The sequence below is a fragment of the Paenibacillus sp. BR2-3 genome (assembly GCF_046529485.1).
Lineage (GTDB): Bacteria > Bacillota > Bacilli > Paenibacillales > Paenibacillaceae > Paenibacillus_AQ.
The window spans coordinates 175,907-192,878 of sequence record NZ_CP126311.1 but is presented as its reverse complement, the minus strand read 5'-3'; the positions used below and the strand labels follow the sequence as shown (position 1 = coordinate 192,878).

At 47.1% G+C, this 16,972-nt stretch carries 12 protein-coding genes and 1 other RNA gene; 2 read left to right on the top strand and 11 right to left on the bottom strand.

Annotated elements, in window-relative coordinates; all coding sequences use genetic code 11:
* The first annotated feature begins 3 nt into the window (after positions 1-3).
* Both PaeBR_RS00955 and PaeBR_RS00950 read left to right on the top strand, forming a co-directional pair.
* Positions 4-426 (top strand): TOTE conflict system archaeo-eukaryotic primase domain-containing protein, encoded by a 423-nt coding sequence (locus PaeBR_RS00955; RefSeq protein WP_410513078.1) that lies wholly within the window; start codon positions 4-6, stop codon positions 424-426.
* Entirely contained in the window at positions 390-2,447 is a 2,058-nt protein-coding gene (locus tag PaeBR_RS00950) for a TOTE conflict system archaeo-eukaryotic primase domain-containing protein (RefSeq protein ID WP_410513077.1), read from the top strand. Before PaeBR_RS00955 ends, PaeBR_RS00950 begins: the two co-directional genes overlap by 37 nt.
* A 740-nt stretch (positions 2,448-3,187) precedes the next feature.
* Here PaeBR_RS00950 and PaeBR_RS00945 read toward each other — a convergent pair.
* The 11 genes from PaeBR_RS00945 to eno all read right to left on the bottom strand — a co-directional run bounded on the left by PaeBR_RS00945 (position 3,188) and on the right by eno (position 16,921).
* Positions 3,188-3,592 carry a RidA family protein gene (locus tag PaeBR_RS00945; RefSeq protein ID WP_410513076.1) on the bottom strand — a complete coding sequence of 135 codons (405 nt, stop codon included), beginning with the start codon at positions 3,590-3,592 and terminating at the stop codon, positions 3,188-3,190.
* Positions 3,579-4,700 carry an MFS transporter gene (locus PaeBR_RS00940; RefSeq protein ID WP_410513075.1) on the bottom strand — a complete coding sequence of 374 codons (1,122 nt, stop codon included), beginning with the start codon at positions 4,698-4,700 and terminating at the stop codon, positions 3,579-3,581. Before PaeBR_RS00940 ends, PaeBR_RS00945 begins: the two co-directional genes overlap by 14 nt.
* 36 nt (positions 4,701-4,736) lie before the next feature.
* Complete coding sequence (locus tag PaeBR_RS00935) at positions 4,737-5,567, bottom strand: Rpn family recombination-promoting nuclease/putative transposase (protein ID WP_410513074.1); 831 nt, start codon at positions 5,565-5,567, stop codon at positions 4,737-4,739.
* A gap of 284 nt (positions 5,568-5,851) precedes the next feature.
* Positions 5,852-6,058 carry a hypothetical protein gene (locus tag PaeBR_RS00930; protein WP_410513073.1) on the bottom strand — a complete coding sequence of 69 codons (207 nt, stop codon included), beginning with the start codon at positions 6,056-6,058 and terminating at the stop codon, positions 5,852-5,854.
* Positions 6,059-6,168: 110 nt separating this feature from the next.
* Entirely contained in the window at positions 6,169-8,661 is a 2,493-nt protein-coding gene (locus PaeBR_RS00925) for a hypothetical protein (protein ID WP_410513072.1), read from the bottom strand.
* Positions 8,601-9,731 (bottom strand): SIR2 family protein, encoded by a 1,131-nt coding sequence (locus PaeBR_RS00920; RefSeq protein WP_410513071.1) that lies wholly within the window; start codon positions 9,729-9,731, stop codon positions 8,601-8,603. The genes PaeBR_RS00925 and PaeBR_RS00920 overlap by 61 nt, the downstream gene beginning before the upstream one ends.
* 581 nt (positions 9,732-10,312) lie before the next feature.
* Positions 10,313-10,677, bottom strand: a transfer-messenger RNA (tmRNA) gene (ssrA, locus tag PaeBR_RS00915).
* Positions 10,678-10,883: 206 nt separating this feature from the next.
* Positions 10,884-11,363, bottom strand: coding sequence for an SsrA-binding protein SmpB (gene smpB, locus PaeBR_RS00910; protein ID WP_410513070.1), 480 nt, complete (start codon positions 11,361-11,363; stop codon positions 10,884-10,886).
* A 552-nt stretch (positions 11,364-11,915) separates the two neighbouring features.
* The gene (rnr, locus tag PaeBR_RS00905) at positions 11,916-14,759 is read right to left on the bottom strand and encodes a ribonuclease R (protein WP_410513069.1); all 2,844 of its coding nucleotides are present in this window, start codon (positions 14,757-14,759) and stop codon (positions 11,916-11,918) included.
* Between the two features lie 241 nt (positions 14,760-15,000).
* Positions 15,001-15,234 (bottom strand): preprotein translocase subunit SecG, encoded by a 234-nt coding sequence (gene secG, locus PaeBR_RS00900; RefSeq protein ID WP_410513068.1) that lies wholly within the window; start codon positions 15,232-15,234, stop codon positions 15,001-15,003.
* 400 nt (positions 15,235-15,634) lie between these two features.
* The gene (gene eno, locus PaeBR_RS00895; RefSeq protein WP_410513067.1) at positions 15,635-16,921 is read right to left on the bottom strand and encodes a phosphopyruvate hydratase; all 1,287 of its coding nucleotides are present in this window, start codon (positions 16,919-16,921) and stop codon (positions 15,635-15,637) included.
* Positions 16,922-16,972 lie beyond the last annotated feature (51 nt).

The following is a 16,972-nucleotide window of genomic DNA, read 5'->3' as shown; positions in this document are numbered from 1 at the left end:
TCAATGGACAATATCGAGGACAAATATAACGCGGCTCTGGCGCATATTGAAGAACTCAAGCAGGAAATTACCCGATTGAGAAGTTTACTGGAGCTGCCTGTTAACGAAAACATAGCTACTACAGACGATCAAATAGCGTCTTATTCCACTTTTCCGGCAAGAGTCAGCACAGAGCCAACCATTGGAGAATCTAATATTCATCAGTACTCCACTGTAGAGGATAAGCTCGCCCTTTATAAAAGTTATTTTCGCGGCAGAGACGATGTGTACCCGGTTCGCTGGGGCAATAAGCAAGGCAAGTCCGGTTACTCTCCTGCCTGCGGTAATGTTGGACATCTGTCTGCGAGAAACCCAGAGTCAAATGCTCTGTATGCACACATCAGAGCTTCATGCCCTTTACAAACGAAGTGCTATCAGCCCATTTAGATGCACGGAAAGACAGAACCATTGGTATCTACCCAATGCTACCAGATGAGACCTGCTTGTTTCTTGCTATGGATTTTGACAAACATGATTGGCAACAAGATGTTACTGCCGTAATGCAGTCATGCAAAAGTCATGGGATACCTGCTCTGCTAGAGCGTTCACGTTCCGGTAATGGCGGTCACATTTGGATTTTCTTCAGTCAAAATATTGAAGCTGCTACGGCTAGAAGATTTGGAATGACTTTGCTGAGCTTAACAATGAAAAAAAGATACCAAATCGGCTTGGAATCCTATGACCGTCTGTTTCCCAATCAAGATACACTGCCTAAAGGCGGGTTCGGCAATCTAATTGCCCTTCCGCTTCAAGGTGGACCACGTAAACATGGAAACAGTACTTTTATTGATGAACACTTTGAGCCTTACGCAGTCCAATGGAGTCTATTATCCGGGCTTCGCAAGATGACCGAGGACGAGGTAAAGCAATTTATATACAAGCACGGGGAACATAGGCTGTTTAATAATGACACCCTGATCGCAGCATCTAGCGATGCGGAGGATGGATTAGCATGGGTACAGGAGAACTGCATTCAGGAAGAAGAGATTTTGATGGAATCTTTGCCTGCTGAAATACAGATTCTTCATTCAAACCGACTTTATATTCCTAAGTCTGGACTTCCTTCAAGTGCAATTTATGCTCTGATTAAATTGGCTTCGTTCTCCAATCCCGATTTTTATAAAACCCAAGCAATGCGGCTCTCTACCTATGGTAAACCCCGGGTCATCTCATGCGCAGAGGATCTGGAAAGTTACGTAGTGCTTCCAAGGGGATGCTTGCAGGATTTGCTATCCTTTTTCGAGCATAATCATGTCAACGTATCACTTGACGATCAACGTTCATCTGGAACTTCAATAGGGGCTGAGTTCACCGGTACGCTGACCACTCTTCAGGATACAGCAGCCAGAGCGATTCTAAGCCGGGATATAGGTGTTCTCTCGGCGGCAACCGCTTTCGGCAAAACCGTCATAGCAGCCAGCATCATCGCTTCAAGAAAAACAAACACCCTTATACTGGTACACCGACGGGAGCTTATGGAACAATGGCAGGAACGTTTGCACACCTTTCTCGAAGTCCCTAAAAATGCTATCGGTGTAATCGGAGGCGGCAAAAACAAAAGAACCGGTATCATCGATATTGCCATTATTCAGAGCCTCAACCATAAAGGGAATGTTAAATCCTTCGTAAGTGAGTACGGACAAGTCATTGTTGATGAATGCCACCACTTGTCAGCTTACAGCTTCGAACAGGTTCTGCGAGAGGTAAAAGCAAAGTATGTATTTGGTTTAACTGCCACACCTAAACGTCAGGACGGACAAGAAGCAATCGTACGGTTCCAGCTTGGACCGGTGCTTTTGAAGATTGATGCCAAGACCTTAAGCAGCTCCAGAGGATTTTCGTTAAGAGTTGTTCCCCGGTATACCCATTTTCAGATCAAGCCAGAAGAAAAGGTTTCCGGTATTCAGGACATCTATCAGCAACTAGTAGACAACGAGGAACGTAACACTCTTATTTTTGACGATTTACTTACCTGCCTGGATGAAGGCCGCTCTCCGCTGCTGCTGGTTGAACGGACCGCTCATGCTGAATATTTTGCAGAGAGATTGCAGTCTTTCGCCAAAAACGTAATTGTGCTTAGAGGAGGAATGGGAAAAAAGCAGAGAGAGGCTCTACGCGCACAAATCGCCTCTATTCCAGATGATCAAGAACGGGTAGTTATCGCTACCGGTAAGCTGATTGGTGAGGGCTTCGATGATGCCAGACTGGACACCTTGTTTCTCGTCCATCCTATCTCTTGGTCAGGCACCCTGCAGCAATATGCAGGCCGCTTGCACCGAAGTCATGTGAATAAAGAAGAAGTGAAAATATATGATTATATTGACCTTCAGGTCCCTATGTTAATGGCGATGTTCAAGAAGAGAGTTAGAGGTTATCGAAAGATGGGATATAAGGGGGCTGAGTTGTAACAAAGTGTTAATACAATGGGATAGGCGTGTAGAACCCCTTTCCCCAAAAGGGCCTTAAAGCCTTACTGGGAAAGGGATTCTAGAAACTGAGGCGTGGACTTGCAGAGCCACAATTCGGCGGGGGTTGCTGCTGGAATTGTACGAAACAGCCGTTAGCAGACGCCTATTTTAAGTTCCATTGCTCCGGCGTCTTTCAGTGGAATATAAGCCCATACTGGCAACTTGTGGATAAAATGAGTATTGGTTATCCAAGCAGCAACAAGTTCTTCTATGCAACTTCAAACGGAACAATTTTAAATCACACTAACACTTTTTGGTATGCTACGCCAATTGGCACTAGAGATACCAGCTATGACCCGAGGTAGATATATTCATGGCTCAATCGGAGATCAGAAAGGTTTGGGAATCTCGAATCGCAGACTATGGTCGATCGAACGAGGCCACGGCTGCTAAGTACTTGTTAATTGTGGCTGGAGACTTTTTTGCCGACTCGCCATGCTGGTACCCTATGACTGTATTTGGGGACATGCCCTTCAACTCTAACCAGTTTGAGAAAAGCAACACCGATTCCACGATGTTATAGTCATCGTCGAAAATCACAGCCGTATCCTTCCATCCTTTTAGATGGCTTTGACCCCTTGTCCATCAAGGGGCCAAAATCTTAAGAAACAGCGAACAACAACGCGGCACAGCGGAAGCCAAAGCAGTCTCCTAAGCTCGCTTTCAGTTGATCGTATCTGCTAGTTCCCAACCGCAATTGCTTCAATCTCAATCAAAATATCTTCTCGGATGAGCTTTCGAACTTCAACGGCTGAACTGGCTGGCGGATTCACCGTATTAATGTACTGATCTCGAATCTCGCGCACCGTTTGCATCTGAGATATATCGGTCAAGAAAAAGGTTAATTTCACCACATCATCAAAGCTGACCTCAGCAGCGTCCAATGCAGATTTGATATTCTCGAAGACCTGTCGCGTTTGCGCGGCCAGATCCCCCGTACCGACCAATTGGCCTTCCTTGTTCAAGGGCACCTGTCCGGATATATAGATGGTCCGAGCGCTTCTCGATTCCACCACATTGGTGTAGCCAAACGTCGGAGGCATGGTCTCAGGGTTTTTAAATTGGACTCGTTCATTGGCCGACATGTGCTTTACTCCTTTCGAATTCTCCTGCACGCAGACGTCTCTGTTGTAACTCATACAAGCCGCTTGCCACCACGAGGGGAACGAGCAACATCCCGGTCAAAAGATAGCTGCGCGAAATACCGACCGCCTTGGTCAGCGGTTCTGTGATCATCGGGGAGAAAAACTGTCCCATGAAGGAAAAGAGTGCCATCGTCCCGATCGCACGCCCTTTGAGCGCAACCGGCACAACGGAAAGCAACCAAGCATTCAGATTGGGCAGAATCGTACCAAGTCCCAACCCGATCATCACCAGCGCCAAGATCATGACATAGTAACCGGTCGCAAGCGACAACAGCACATAAGCGGTAACAACCAGCGAGAGTGCTAGCATAGTGATCCGCTCAAACGAGAGGCTGTTTCGAAGCCGATGATATTGAGAGGACACGATCCCCCAACTCAACCCCACCACAGCTAACAGCCCTCCAGATTTCATGCTATTACCATCAGAAAACGACTGTACGTAGAACGGCAGATACACCGGCACCATGAAATAGACGACCATATTGACGAACGCAATGATGCAGACAAACGCTGTTCGAGCCTTCGGCATCGGCTCCTTCGTCGTCTCAACTTGCGAAGTTCCCCCGTCAGGCGATCGGGTCGTCCGCGTCTCGGTGATGAGCCAGATCGCAGTCGGCAGGATCAGGAGTGAAATGGCGTAGATCAAGAACGGCCAACGCCAGTTAAAGTCTGCAAGCACTCCGCTCAGAGAGACAAAGAGCACGTTGCCAAAAGCCATAAACAGCGACTGCCGACCCATGGAAGTAGCCAGCTTGGACTCATGCGCGTAGTCGCCGATGAGCGCGGTCGCACTCGTCGTGAGCGCCGCCACCGAGATTCCCAAGATGAAGCGGGTAATCAGGATCAACGAGAGTGACGTCAGGAAAAATCCTGAAATCCCCGAGATCCCGTACAAAAGCAACGCTGCGACAAAGACTCTCTTATTAGTATTGCCGGAAAACAAAAATACCACAGTAACGGTGTATTCCAATCTTCCGTTGCCACTGGCCATTATACAGTAGCCGAAGGGGATGAAGAGTAGCGTAACACGAGGCATCTGTAATAACAAAAGGGAGCATCCGCTCATTGGATGCTCCCACATTCTTTACTTCCTCAAGGCATTGATCTCCTGCTCCGTTAATCCGGTAGCCTTAGCAATCGTCGATATGTCCAGATTCATGGCAAGCATATTCTTAGCCACTTTCTTTATACCTGCTATTTCTGCACTTTCCAGCATAGATGCTTCATCATGCAAATACTTCTGTCTTGCCTCATACAACCGTCTGGCCTCTGAATCCTGACTCAAATATTGCAGGGTATCCATGGCCTTTTCCAAACCCGGCTCATTCATCTTCAGCACCTCCCATTGTGATGTATCGGCACCTTTCAGAAACAACAACCAATTGATCAATCCGCCTTCAGACGGGACGCTGTACTCATCCAGCTTCGGCAACTCTAGAAAATGAACCTCAATGTCGTCAATTAAGGATATCCCGGTCCGGTCTTCCCGCAGATGAAATACGTTATGATATTGCTCATTCTTCAAGAACGCATAGTTCAAAATGTTAATCGTCACGCATTTCTTCAACTCCGGATATTTGTCTCCCTCGCTGAGTTGACTCGCATATCGTTTGCTCCAATAAAAGAGTGTTCTCTTCTCTATGTCGTACTTATTAAACAACTGCATCTCTATATCAATCAGTTTACCTTCTGAGGTCTTGGCGTAAACATCAAAGATGGATTGTTTGTCGAGTGGATCGTCTTTATCCGTATAAGGGTTCATCAGGATGATCTCAGTCAGCGGCGGCTCGCCAGCTTCCGTAAAAATTCGGTTAAGAAACGCCAACAGCACATCCTTATTGTTCTCGCTGCCAAATATCCGTTTGAATACAAAATCCACACGAGGGTCCAGCAAATCCATCGGCATCAGCTCCATTCATTATTATTATATCATTTCTCAAGGGTTCTGAACCTTGCAAAGATGCGTATAACCGCTCAGATTGAATCTGGTTGTCGTTTGAAGTACCGCCGGCACAAATATGTGCAGTAGAGTAACCGAATGACTGAGAAGCTTTGAGGGCTTTAGAGAGGTAGCTTTGAGAGGTAGTTTTAACGAAGCGAAGTGCGGATGATGGGTACGGAAGGCGAAAACACACGCCGAAGGGGATCGTATTAATCACTGTTTACGTGGCGGCCAAAGCCTCCTGTCTCCATATAGCCTCAGTGAAACTCACTGTATCCATTAACAGCAAACCCCAGAAACCGCGTCATAACAAGCTTGTTTACCGCCACGTATAGTCCAAAACAGCCGCTAAAACGAAAAAAGACACCATTTAAGGTGTCTTCACTGATACTCCATATGGAGCCGAGGGGAGTCGAACCCCTGTCCGAAGATAACGGCACATAAGCTTCTACGAGTGTAGTCACGGATTTGATGTCAAGCCCCCCGTAACCAATCCTGAAATTAATAGCCTAACTAAAATGGGCCGAAGTAAGAAAATGGCTATGGATTATCTATTCAAATTGATAATTTTATATCAATAGACAGCGTTACGAATCTCAGAGAATTCATCGGCGCAGTTGTAAATATTTTCCCAATGTCTTAACACTTCAGGTATTGGTATGTTCCCAGCACTAAAATTTTGAATCATAATATGTGCCAACCGAGCGGATGCAACACGAAGCTCGCCTTTCGGGACAGCCGCAACTATTGCATCTATTTCTGTAGACTTACTCTCTTCCTCTAGACAATGTAGACCCGTCAACAAGGAGTGTTCGATCTCAGATGATATGGTTTCAGGAGCAAGTCGAACTGCCTCATGCATCACATTGATCGCGGAAACCAAATGCTCGTTATTACGCCATAAAATCTGTTGAGAAATCAAAGTAAGCAACTGCTGGATTTCTTCCTGAGTCATAACATCTTTCTCTTTATACTCGATCGACAGGATCGCTGTATCATATAAAGCAAGCTTTTGATAATAGCTTCCCATAAACAGATGGATAAGAATTGTCTCGTTAACATCGATAGTTACATTACACTTTTTCGCCCACAGAAATTCCAAACTTGGATGCGTAAGTTGGCTTTTTCGCAATACATCTAAAATTCGCTCCATGATTTCATGTTCTGAACTCGAAGGATACCACTCAGTTGAGATAAGTAACAAACGAGTTAACGTTTTTACAAGCTGAAACATTTGTCTACGTGCAATACTATCCGCGTTGAAAAAGCTGGTTTTCATAAAATGATGAACGAGACGCTTTTGTATAGCTTCAAAGATTAGCAATAGTACAGGAATGTCCTTTAAAGCGAATATCTCATGAAAGACCCCGCTACGAAATTCATCCAGTAAAAAATCTCGATCCGAAATTGAAGTTTTTCTTTCGATTGCGCGTTCTTGTAAATCAGTTAACAACAATGTTCTGATAATTTCTTTGGGGTTTATCTCGGCAGGATGCGGCAACATTAGGCTAATCGTCCGATCAAAATTTGCTGGTATTATAAAATTATCTTGCCAAAGCAATGTGCCCAGTCGCTCATCCTGTTCTCGAGTCAACCAACCGTTGCAAGAAAGAATGGCAAGACGTCCAAGCGCTGATAACCGCAGCTCAGAAGAAGATGTAGCTTGGATAAAAACACTCTCCGTTCCAGTAACAACTTCAGCAATGGGGATAGGTTTCTCAACTGGAATACTCAAAAAATTTAATGGATCAGGAAACTCATGCACTACTCGAGTTTCCTCAGGGAGAAGCGGGAACTTCAGAAAAATAGGGATGCGTTCTGACTGTTGTGCTTTTGTGAATGCATTAATCAACCGCCATGTCCATTTGCCTACCCTTTTATAATACAAACGGCAATCACTCTGATAAACCTCGAGCAGAAATTGAAGTAGCTCATCAAGGACAGGTAATGTACACTTACAACAAAGCTGTGATAATAGCAAAGGTAACACCTCTGCCGAAAATCCTGCAAAGCTTTTTGAAAAATACCAATCGGCAGCGTGAAGTTCTCCCATCGTGCGACGAAGTGCATCTAGATAACTTTGACATAGCTCGTTTGCTGTTGATGCATTCATTTCATAGAGGGCTGATCGGGATAATACAGCTTCAACCGCTTTTTCCTCATTGGCGCGGGCAAATGTAACCACAGCCCATGCAAACGAATAGGCGGCGATTCGCTCTACCGCTCCAACTACAGCTTTATTTCCGTTAGTTATATTATGAATCCGGAAAGGATGTCCGGTCTCTTCACGGAAACGAAGGAAGGCATACGCAGTAAGACTATCGGTGTCTTCCCTAGTATTAAATGAAAGTGTGCGTCGTCCAAAATCAAAAGAAGGTTGTTCACCCTTTGGACGAAAATCTTGACGAGGCACAGTCAGAAGTAACTGGAACCGTTCGTCTTCAGTATTCCAATCTGTTGTGAATTTTCTATGCATTTGACGACGTTCGACCTCTGTATCCCGCCGCTCACTCCAAGATTGTCCATAATCCTTCTCCATAGAGATTGCCTGTTCAATGTGGCCTTTTAATGACATTAAAGCACTCTCATAAGAGAGTAGGAGCAGGCTTTGTTCATTGCTCTGAAGCTGCCGCCTTACAAGAACAAGCGAATTTTGTAGCAGTTCTTGTGCTTGTAACAGTTCATTGCACTCAGCTAGTAGCCCTGACTTTCGCAATACCCACTCAGGTGATTGTTCGTTAACATTCCATGAATTAAGATGCGCCTGCAGTTCTTTATAGTCAAAATTAAACATAGAAGACAAACAAAGTTCATAGGATAAACGATTTAACTGCTCGTCTTTCATGACGACTGACTGAGATCCAATCTGCTTAATCAGTGAGTTCCAACCTTCACGATCACCACTTTCACGTAAATCACGCAAGAGAGAAATCTGGATAGACAGACGCATTTGTTGATCATCGGTAGTAGTAACAGGGTTACGTTCCAAAATTAGCGAATAAAATCTCAGTTCCCACTGAAAGGGGGGGCGTAAACACTTTTCCCGCAACCAGTCATATTCATACAAAAGAGAGAGTTCCTCGTCTTGCTGTTCCTTGTAACGGATTGTAGCAATTTCTCTACTTCTCCCCTTAAAATTAACGCTCGATTCCTTGTAGCATGAGGCGGAACTAACCATCCAGGATATGCTTTACGTGTCTGTTGAAGGAGCGACACAGCCTTGGAAAAAGGTATTTGCTCCCCCTCGTGAAGACTGTGAATTTCAGGCCAGATCGGTTGGGCAGTGCGGACACTTTCCAAAAGATGATCAAGTAAACTTTCATACTTTTTGCGAGGATTGCCTTCAGAGGCAAATGAATCAATGTTGAGAACAATGACTTTCTTGCGGTCTAGAAGTTTTTTCTGGGCATGGGGGTAATCTTCATGGGAAAACAGATAAATTTGCGGAGAATTTTCTAACCCGAGATTATCATGAATCCAGCCAACCCACTGATTAAAGTTGGGATCATCTCCTGAAAAGCCAATCAAACAAAGCGTGTTCTCGAGTAATGACTGCTGTACCGTATTAATAAATGGAGCAAATTCCCGTGGATATCGGCGGTAGTCTTCGGAGGTAATAATAAAAGGTCGATGTGAAGGAAACGTTCCATGAAGTTTAACAATACGAGGTGCATCTGAACTGGATACCAAGTCTTCCTTGCAGTTGATTATATTGAATCTTTTGCTTGTGATTTCTTGGCTGGCGCGCTCGAGCAGGGTATCATAATTAGTGGTGAATATATCTGTCCAAGGTAGGTTGAGCAATTTCGTATGCAGTGCAGAGGGACTATACTGAGTATCAGGTATCCGAGAAATCAGCAGTTGATTCAATACAGAACGTCCATACGCGGCTTCAACCTGTTCTGCGAGCGTAAGTGGACTAAGGTATTGGGCCCCATCTGGCTTACATAAATACAGTTTTTCATAAAATGTGTCTGCAAGTTCGTTCCAAGTAGGGAATGTAGGTGCAAAAAGCGATCCGCTATCTGCATTTCTGCTAAACCCGGCTCCTACGAGTATAGCACAACGATTTGCTTTCAGACTTTCAGTGATTTGTTTAAGATATTGTTCTAACTCCGTTGATGTTTTCTCCGCCATATTATTTTATCCCCCTAATGAGGTTTTATTTCAGACTAGATCCATTTAAATTCAAGTTTTTCAGTTATTCTGTAATGTTTACCTCTAAAAAATCCGTTTCACCCTTGAAGATTAAGCACTTCAGAGGTCATTGATCATCCCTCCACTTTAATATTTTATCATATCCCCCAACTTCCCCTGTGAGTTATTTGCTTTGAAAGCATATCAGTTGTCGAAAGATTTTGCAGTTACAAGCGTAGTAAACATTGGTCACAATTTTGAGAACCGACCGGGAACTCGGCTTTGTTATTCAGAGCAAATAGACTGAACGTCTTAATAGACATGGGTTACCAGCTATGCAGATAAATCTGTAGAAATATGCCTTAAAGATGGGAACAGTGAAAAAAGACCAGATGGATTTGAGAAGGATTTAGTAACAGGAAGTCTTTATGGTGAAATCAAAACTATTGTATATCGACCCGATAATCAATAGATATATTTCATATTACGAGAAGCCGAAGACTCAAAAAGCAGAGAGGTACCCGCGTCGACTATCGAATACACAAAAACGGACACCATTTGGTGTCCGTTTCGGGTATTACGGATGGAGCCGAGGGGAGTCGAACCCCTGTCCGAAGATAACGCCACATAAGCTTCTACGAGTGTAGTGACAGGTTTGATGTCACCCTAGAAACTCCCTGTCACCGGATTCCCTTCGGGTCAGCCTGATTGTCTTCTTCAGCTCACCGCAGGCGGAGATGAGACAGCGTATCCCACTACTGGTTAGCCCCTATCCCTGTCACATGGGCGATGCAGGGTAGAAGCACGCGCACAGTTTCTTAGGCTGCGAAAGCGTAGTTTGTTTGTTGTTTGCCGTTTAATAGGCTTTAGCGTTGATAAAGCGGACGCGTCCCCACTACTCGCTACCCATGCTCGAACTATCCCCGTCGAATCCAAGAACGGCCCCTCATTAAAAAGGGCTTCTTCGGATCAAGCGGATCTTCACGCTAGATAGATAGATCCAATCCACAGCTTCTTCTTCAGAAGAGGCTGATCAGAAGCAAAGCAATAAGCTTTTACTTAAACATTATATCACATTTATCAATACTTTAACACGAAGGTTAAAGGAATTGAAGGGTGATTCTGGTACGGCTGGGTTTCGGTGACTTCGGCTTATCTGGCGATCTTCTGCTTATCACGCAGGACACGCTGGATATCACGCTGTGCATCACGTTTTGCTGCAGTATCACGTTTGTCGTACTCTTTCTTACCTTTACCAAGACCGATTAGCAGTTTGGCATACCCGTTCCTAACGTAGATCTTGAGTGGCACAATGGTAAAACCATCCCGCTTGGATAATCCCAGCAGCTTGTGAATCTGCTCTTTATGCATCAGAAGCTTGCGCGTACGCGTGGGGTCATCCGGGTTGGCGCGGTTACCTTGTTCAAAGGGACTAATATGCATATTGTGAATTTGAATCTCGCCGTTCCGAATGGTGGCAAAAGCATCTCCAATGTTGGCCCGCCCGTTACGCAGCGACTTGATTTCTGTTCCCGTCAGTACCAGACCAGCCTCATAGGTGTCCTCGATAAAATAGTCATGGGAAGCTTTTTTGTTCTGGGCGAGCACTTTCCCATCTGCTTTTTTGCCCATGAGAATCACTCCTTGAATCATATTCTTATGGCCATGAAAAACCATGCCTGTAAAACTCAAAAACAACATGGCTATCAGAACGTCAGATCTTTATTGTAACAAATGGAATCGAAGAAACGCAAGGAGGTCGGCGCTCGGTTGTCCTGGTCCCTTATTACAAGCACTCTATTTCGCTACTAGTTTAAATTGCTTCTCATCCACCATTCTTCACCCTTCTCTCCTTAACTGCACTCCGTACAACTATCCCCCGCTTTCCTGTCCCACCTTTACCTTTAATTGCACCTCGTACAATTATACAGACTTTGGAAGCTCTCTTTGGCGTTTTACGCGGAATATAGCTGTATGAAATACATTTATATGACTAATTTGCTTAAAAGGGAGTGTTATAATTGCACGGAATGCAACTAAGCGGGAACAAGACAGACCGTATTTTGTAGGTTCCTGCAAGGAAGGTTCCTCTTTATAGAGGAGAAGGTTCCCTTTGAAGGTTCCCCTTTATATAGGTAGAAAAGCGCCGTCCCCTAGCCAAAGGGAACAGCGCTCCGTTAATAATTATTTTCTCTTCCTGCGGCCGCCGCCTTCTGGAGTGTTGCCGCCAGAAGGTGTATCCGCATTGCCCGGAGTCACGGACTGGCCGATGAAGACGCCGCTCTTGGACTTTTTCTTGCGGCGTGATTTGCCTTCCGATCCGCTGCTGCGTTCCGAGAGCCCAGCATTAGGGCCACGATCCTCACGGCTGCGGAATCTGGTGTTCCGGTCAAAACCGAGGGATTCTTCCCCGCCTGGCCCACCATATCCGCCCTTGCCGGAGCCAAAGCCGAAGTTAATGCCGCGCCCTCCGTTGCCAGCTCCCGCGCCGCTGTCTCCGCCGCTTACCGGCACGCCGGCGCGCGCGCGCGCTGCGGCCGGGCCTGTGCCGCGGGCTTCGCCCCCGCGCTCCGCACCCGCGCTAGCGCCGGGCGCTACAGCCCGGCCCGCGTCCCCGCCGCCGGCCCCCTGGCCGCCGCGCTTCCGCTTGCCGCGTCCGCCCGGCGCACCGCCGGCCGCTCCGCGCGGCCCTTCACCGCCGCGGGCCTTGCCCCCCGCGTCCGCCCTGCCCGGGCCTGCGGCCCCGGGCTTGCCCTTCCCGCCGCGGCCTTTGCCGCCGCCGCCGGCTTTACCCCCAGCGGCGGCCTTGCCGAAGCCGCCGCCCGTGCGGCCGCCCGTGCCCCCGCGGCCGCCGCCAAAACTGCCGCTGCGGTGCTCGCCCGCCGCGCGCGGCTTCATGTCGACCAACTCGAAGTCAATCGTGTGGTCGTCCATGTTGACCTTGGCGACTCGGATCTTCACCTCGTCACCAATGCGGAACACCTTCGAGGTGCGCTCGCCGATGAGCGCCATATGAGCTTCGTCGAAGTGATAATAATCATCGGTCAGCGCGCTGAGCCGAATCAGACCTTCGACGGTATTGTCCAGCTCGATGAACATCCCGAAGCTGGTCACGCTGCTGATCATGGCGCCATATTCCTCGCCTACCTTGTCCTTCATGTACTCGCACTTCTTCAGCTGCTCGGTATCCCGCTCCGCCTCTACAGCCACACGTTCGCGTTCCGAAGATTGCTGGGCGATGTCAGTCATACGGCTCGCCAAATAATCATGCCGTTTCTGGCTCAAGGTGCCGCCGTTCTCAATGACTTCCCGCATGACGCGGTGGATCACTAAATCCGGGTAACGCCGGATCGGAGAAGTGAAGTGGGAATAATACTCCGCAGCCAGTCCGAAATGCCCCGTGCTCTCGGCATCGTATTTTGCCTGCTTCATAGAGCGCAGCATCATCGTACTGATGACCGTCTGCTCCTTGGTGTCCTTAATTTCCTCCAGCAAGTTCTGCAGGGCACGCGGATGTACTGAATTACCCCGGCCTTTTACGTGATAGCCGAAATTAGCCGCAAAAGCCATGAAATTCTGCAGCTTCTCCGGGTCCGGGTCCTCATGAATCCGGTACAGAAAAGGAACCTTCAGCCAGTGGAAATGCTCGGCCACCGTCTCGTTCGCCGCCAGCATGAACTCCTCGATAATCTGCTCCGCCACCGAACGCTCACGCTTCACAATATCAATGGCCTTGCCTTCCTCATCAACGATAATTTTGCTCTCTTCAAAGTCAAAATCAACCGCCCCGCGCCGCATCCGCGCATCGCGCAGCTTCATGGCCAGCTCCTTCATCAGGCGGAAATCCTCGATCAGCGGACTGTAGCGCTCCAGAAGCTCAGGGTCCTCGTCCTCAACAATCTTCCGGACATTCGAGTAGGTCATTCTTTCTTTGGTACGGATTACACTCGTAAACACGTCATGCTTAACAACCTTCATATGCTCATTAAATTCCATCTCACACGACATGGTCAGCCGGTCAACCTGCGGATTCAAGCTGCAAATCCCGTTAGACAACCGATGTGGAAGCATCGGAATTACACGGTCCACCAAATACACACTGCAGCCGCGGTCATAAGCTTCTTTATCCAGCTCCGAGCTCTCAGGCACATAATAACCGACATCCGCAATATGAACACCCAGCTTGTAATGACCGTTCTCCAGACGCTCCACGTTAACGGCATCATCCAGATCCTTGGCATCCTCGCCATCAATCGTGACAATGTTAAGTCCTCGTAAATCGCGCCGTCTCTGCTGAATGATTTCTTCATCCGTAATGGAGTCCGGGGCGTTATTCGCCTCATTCATAACCTCATCCGGGAAGCCTTCCGGCAGCTGATGCTTGCGTATAATCGACAAAATATCTACACCAGGGTCATCCTTATGCCCCAGAATTTCAATAATTTCGCCTTCTGCGGCCGAACGGCCCTCCGGATAATTCACAATACGGACAACGACCTTCTCCCCGTCTACAGCACCTTTGAATGACTCCCTCGGGATAAAAATATCGCGATTAATCCGTTTATCATCAGGCAGCACAAAACCGTAAGTTTCAAAGCTCTGGAATACACCGACGGTTTGCTGCACGCCTCTTTTTACGATCCTTACCACTTCGCCTTCCATCCGGCCGCCGGACGGGCTTTTTGATGTTACGCGAACCAGTATGATATCGCCGTTCATGGCACCTTTTAAATCATTTGAATGGATATATACATCCGGGTGATCCCGATCATCGGGAATGAGAAAACCAAAGCCTTTGGCATGAGCCTGCAGCCGGCCTCTCAGTAAATCCATACGCTCCGGCACACCGTAAGCGGCATTGCGGGTCAATACAATTCTTCCATCCTGCTCCAAGGCAATCAGCAGCTCTTCAAACTCCTTGAATTGTTGGTTCTCCTTCAGACCAAAATGGCTCACCAGTTCGTCATAAGTCATCGGTTTATAAGCGGTTTCCCGCATAAAATCCAATAATGTTTCTTGTGTTATCATATTCGTCACCTCGGCCCTCCATGGCGGCTCCAGCCGCCGGCATATATGTATGTCTTGCCCTGTTCCGTAAAAAAGTCTACAAGTAAATTTTACCTTTATAATACTTCATACCCTAGTATACACGAAATCAATCTCCAGCATCCCTGTTCCTGCAATCTAAAGGTTAACACCTGCCAAATAACAACAAAAAAACCTTCGCCCATCCATCAGAGGAGAGCGAAGGTTTACTTTAGCAATATCTCTATTTAATAACAACGGCAACAATGATGGACATGATAAAAAATCCAGCTGCCAGTCCTACTGTGACACGTTGAAGAACGAGCTCCATGCCACGTGCCTTTGATTTACCGAAGAGATGCTCAGCACCGCCGGAGATGGCACCGGAAAGACCCGCGCTTTTCCCTTTTTGCAGAAGAACCACCGCAATCAAACCTACGGAAAAAATCAGGAGCAATACTTTCAAAAAGATATCCATTTATTTCCACCTCCTACGCCTAAGCATCACTATCTATGGTAATTTTGGCATTCACGATTCATAAACAGCATTTTTATTTTATCATAGGACGTTAGGTAATACAACACTATATCCTAGGCTGAAAATGTATGAGCTGATTCTTTAAAATTATTTATTCATGGGATGCGGCTACGAAGATCGTTACAGCCTCTAAGGGAGATAAGGTAGCCGTCTTGCAAATTGGCTCCTACATCGCCTCCGTTAACGTCGTTCGGGGCTGAAGTCAAGTGGGAGAAAGAAAAGAATGAGCTACGGATCACGCTGGCCCGCCCGAATTCCTGATTCTACTAATCAAAAAAAGGGGTATCCTTCAGCCTTTTATGGCTTTAGGATACCCCTTTGTTCGATTCAAGAAGCGATATTATCTTTTGAGGTTGTAGAAGGATTTCAGGCCGTTGTATTGAGCCAATTCACCCAGTTCGTCTTCGATGCGAAGCAATTGGTTGTACTTAGCGATACGGTCTGTACGGGAAGGAGCACCTGTTTTGATTTGGCCGGCATTGGTAGCCACGGCGATATCAGCGATGGTGCTGTCTTCGGATTCACCGGAACGGTGGGAGATAACAGCTGTGTAGCCTGCACGTTTTGCCATTTCGATAGCGTCAAAAGTTTCAGTCAACGTACCGATTTGGTTAACTTTGATCAGGATGGAGTTACCGATGCCTTCTTCGATACCTTTTGCCAGACGCTCAGTGTTGGTTACGAACAAGTCATCGCCAACAAGTTGGATTTTGTTGCCGAGTTTCTCGGACAGCAATTTCCAGCCTTCCCAGTCATCTTCAGAGCAGCCATCTTCGATGGTGATGATTGGGTATTTATCAGCCCAAGAAGCAAGCAGGTCAACAAATTCAGCTGGTGTGAAGGATTTGCCTTCGCCTTCCAGGTGGTATTTTCCATCTTTGAAGAACTCAGTGGAAGCAACGTCCATACCCAGGAATACGTCAACGCCTGGCTTGTAGCCGGCTTTTTCGATAGCTTCCATGATGGAGGACAATGCATCTTCGTTGGAAGTGAAGTTAGGAGCGAATCCGCCCTCGTCGCCAACTGCAGTGTTCAGGCCTTTAGCCTTCAGTACGGATTTAAGAGCGTGGAAGATTTCAGCGCCTGTACGCAAAGCTTCTTTGAAGCTAGGTGCGCCAACCGGCAGAACCATGAACTCTTGTACGTCAACGTTGTTGTCGGCATGAGCGCCACCGTTAACGATGTTCATCATAGGAACTGGAAGTTGTTTAGCGTTGAATCCGCCAAGGTATACGTACAAAGGAACATCCAAAGCTGCTGCAGCTGCGCGGGCTACGGCCATGGATACAGCCAGGATCGCGTTAGCGCCGAGCTTGCCTTTGTTGTGAGTGCCATCCAGAGTGATCATCAATTTGTCGATACCCAGTTGGTCCAAAGCGTCCATACCGATCACTTCAGGAGCGATCAGCTCGTTCACGTTCTCAACAGCTTTCAGAACGCCTTTACCGAGGTAACGGGATTTGTCTTCGTCACGAAGCTCTACAGCTTCATGAGCGCCAGTGGAAGCGCCGGAGGGAACGATAGCGCGGCCTTTAGCACCGGATTCAAGATAAACGTCAACCTCTACAGTAGGGTTACCGCGGGAGTCGAGGACTTCGCGAGCATACACATCAGAAATAATAGTCATGTAAGTTAGTCTCCTTTTAACATTGGTTTTTGGTATTGATCGGTGAAGCAG

Coding starts and splice junctions, on each gene's coding strand:
- smpB (WP_410513070.1), bottom strand. CDS start 11,363: ATGGGCAAAAAAGCAGATGGGAAAGTGCTCGCCCAGAACAAAAAAGCT.
- PaeBR_RS00920 (WP_410513071.1), bottom strand. CDS start 9,731: ATGGCGGAGAAAACATCAACGGAGTTAGAACAATATCTTAAACAAATC.
- PaeBR_RS00950 (WP_410513077.1), top strand. CDS start 390: ATGCCCTTTACAAACGAAGTGCTATCAGCCCATTTAGATGCACGGAAA.
- eno (WP_410513067.1), bottom strand. CDS start 16,921: ATGACTATTATTTCTGATGTGTATGCTCGCGAAGTCCTCGACTCCCGC.
- rnr (WP_410513069.1), bottom strand. CDS start 14,759: ATGATAACACAAGAAACATTATTGGATTTTATGCGGGAAACCGCTTAT.
- PaeBR_RS00955 (WP_410513078.1), top strand. CDS start 4: ATGGACAATATCGAGGACAAATATAACGCGGCTCTGGCGCATATTGAA.
- PaeBR_RS00945 (WP_410513076.1), bottom strand. CDS start 3,592: ATGTCGGCCAATGAACGAGTCCAATTTAAAAACCCTGAGACCATGCCT.
- PaeBR_RS00935 (WP_410513074.1), bottom strand. CDS start 5,567: ATGGAGCTGATGCCGATGGATTTGCTGGACCCTCGTGTGGATTTTGTA.
- secG (WP_410513068.1), bottom strand. CDS start 15,234: ATGGATATCTTTTTGAAAGTATTGCTCCTGATTTTTTCCGTAGGTTTG.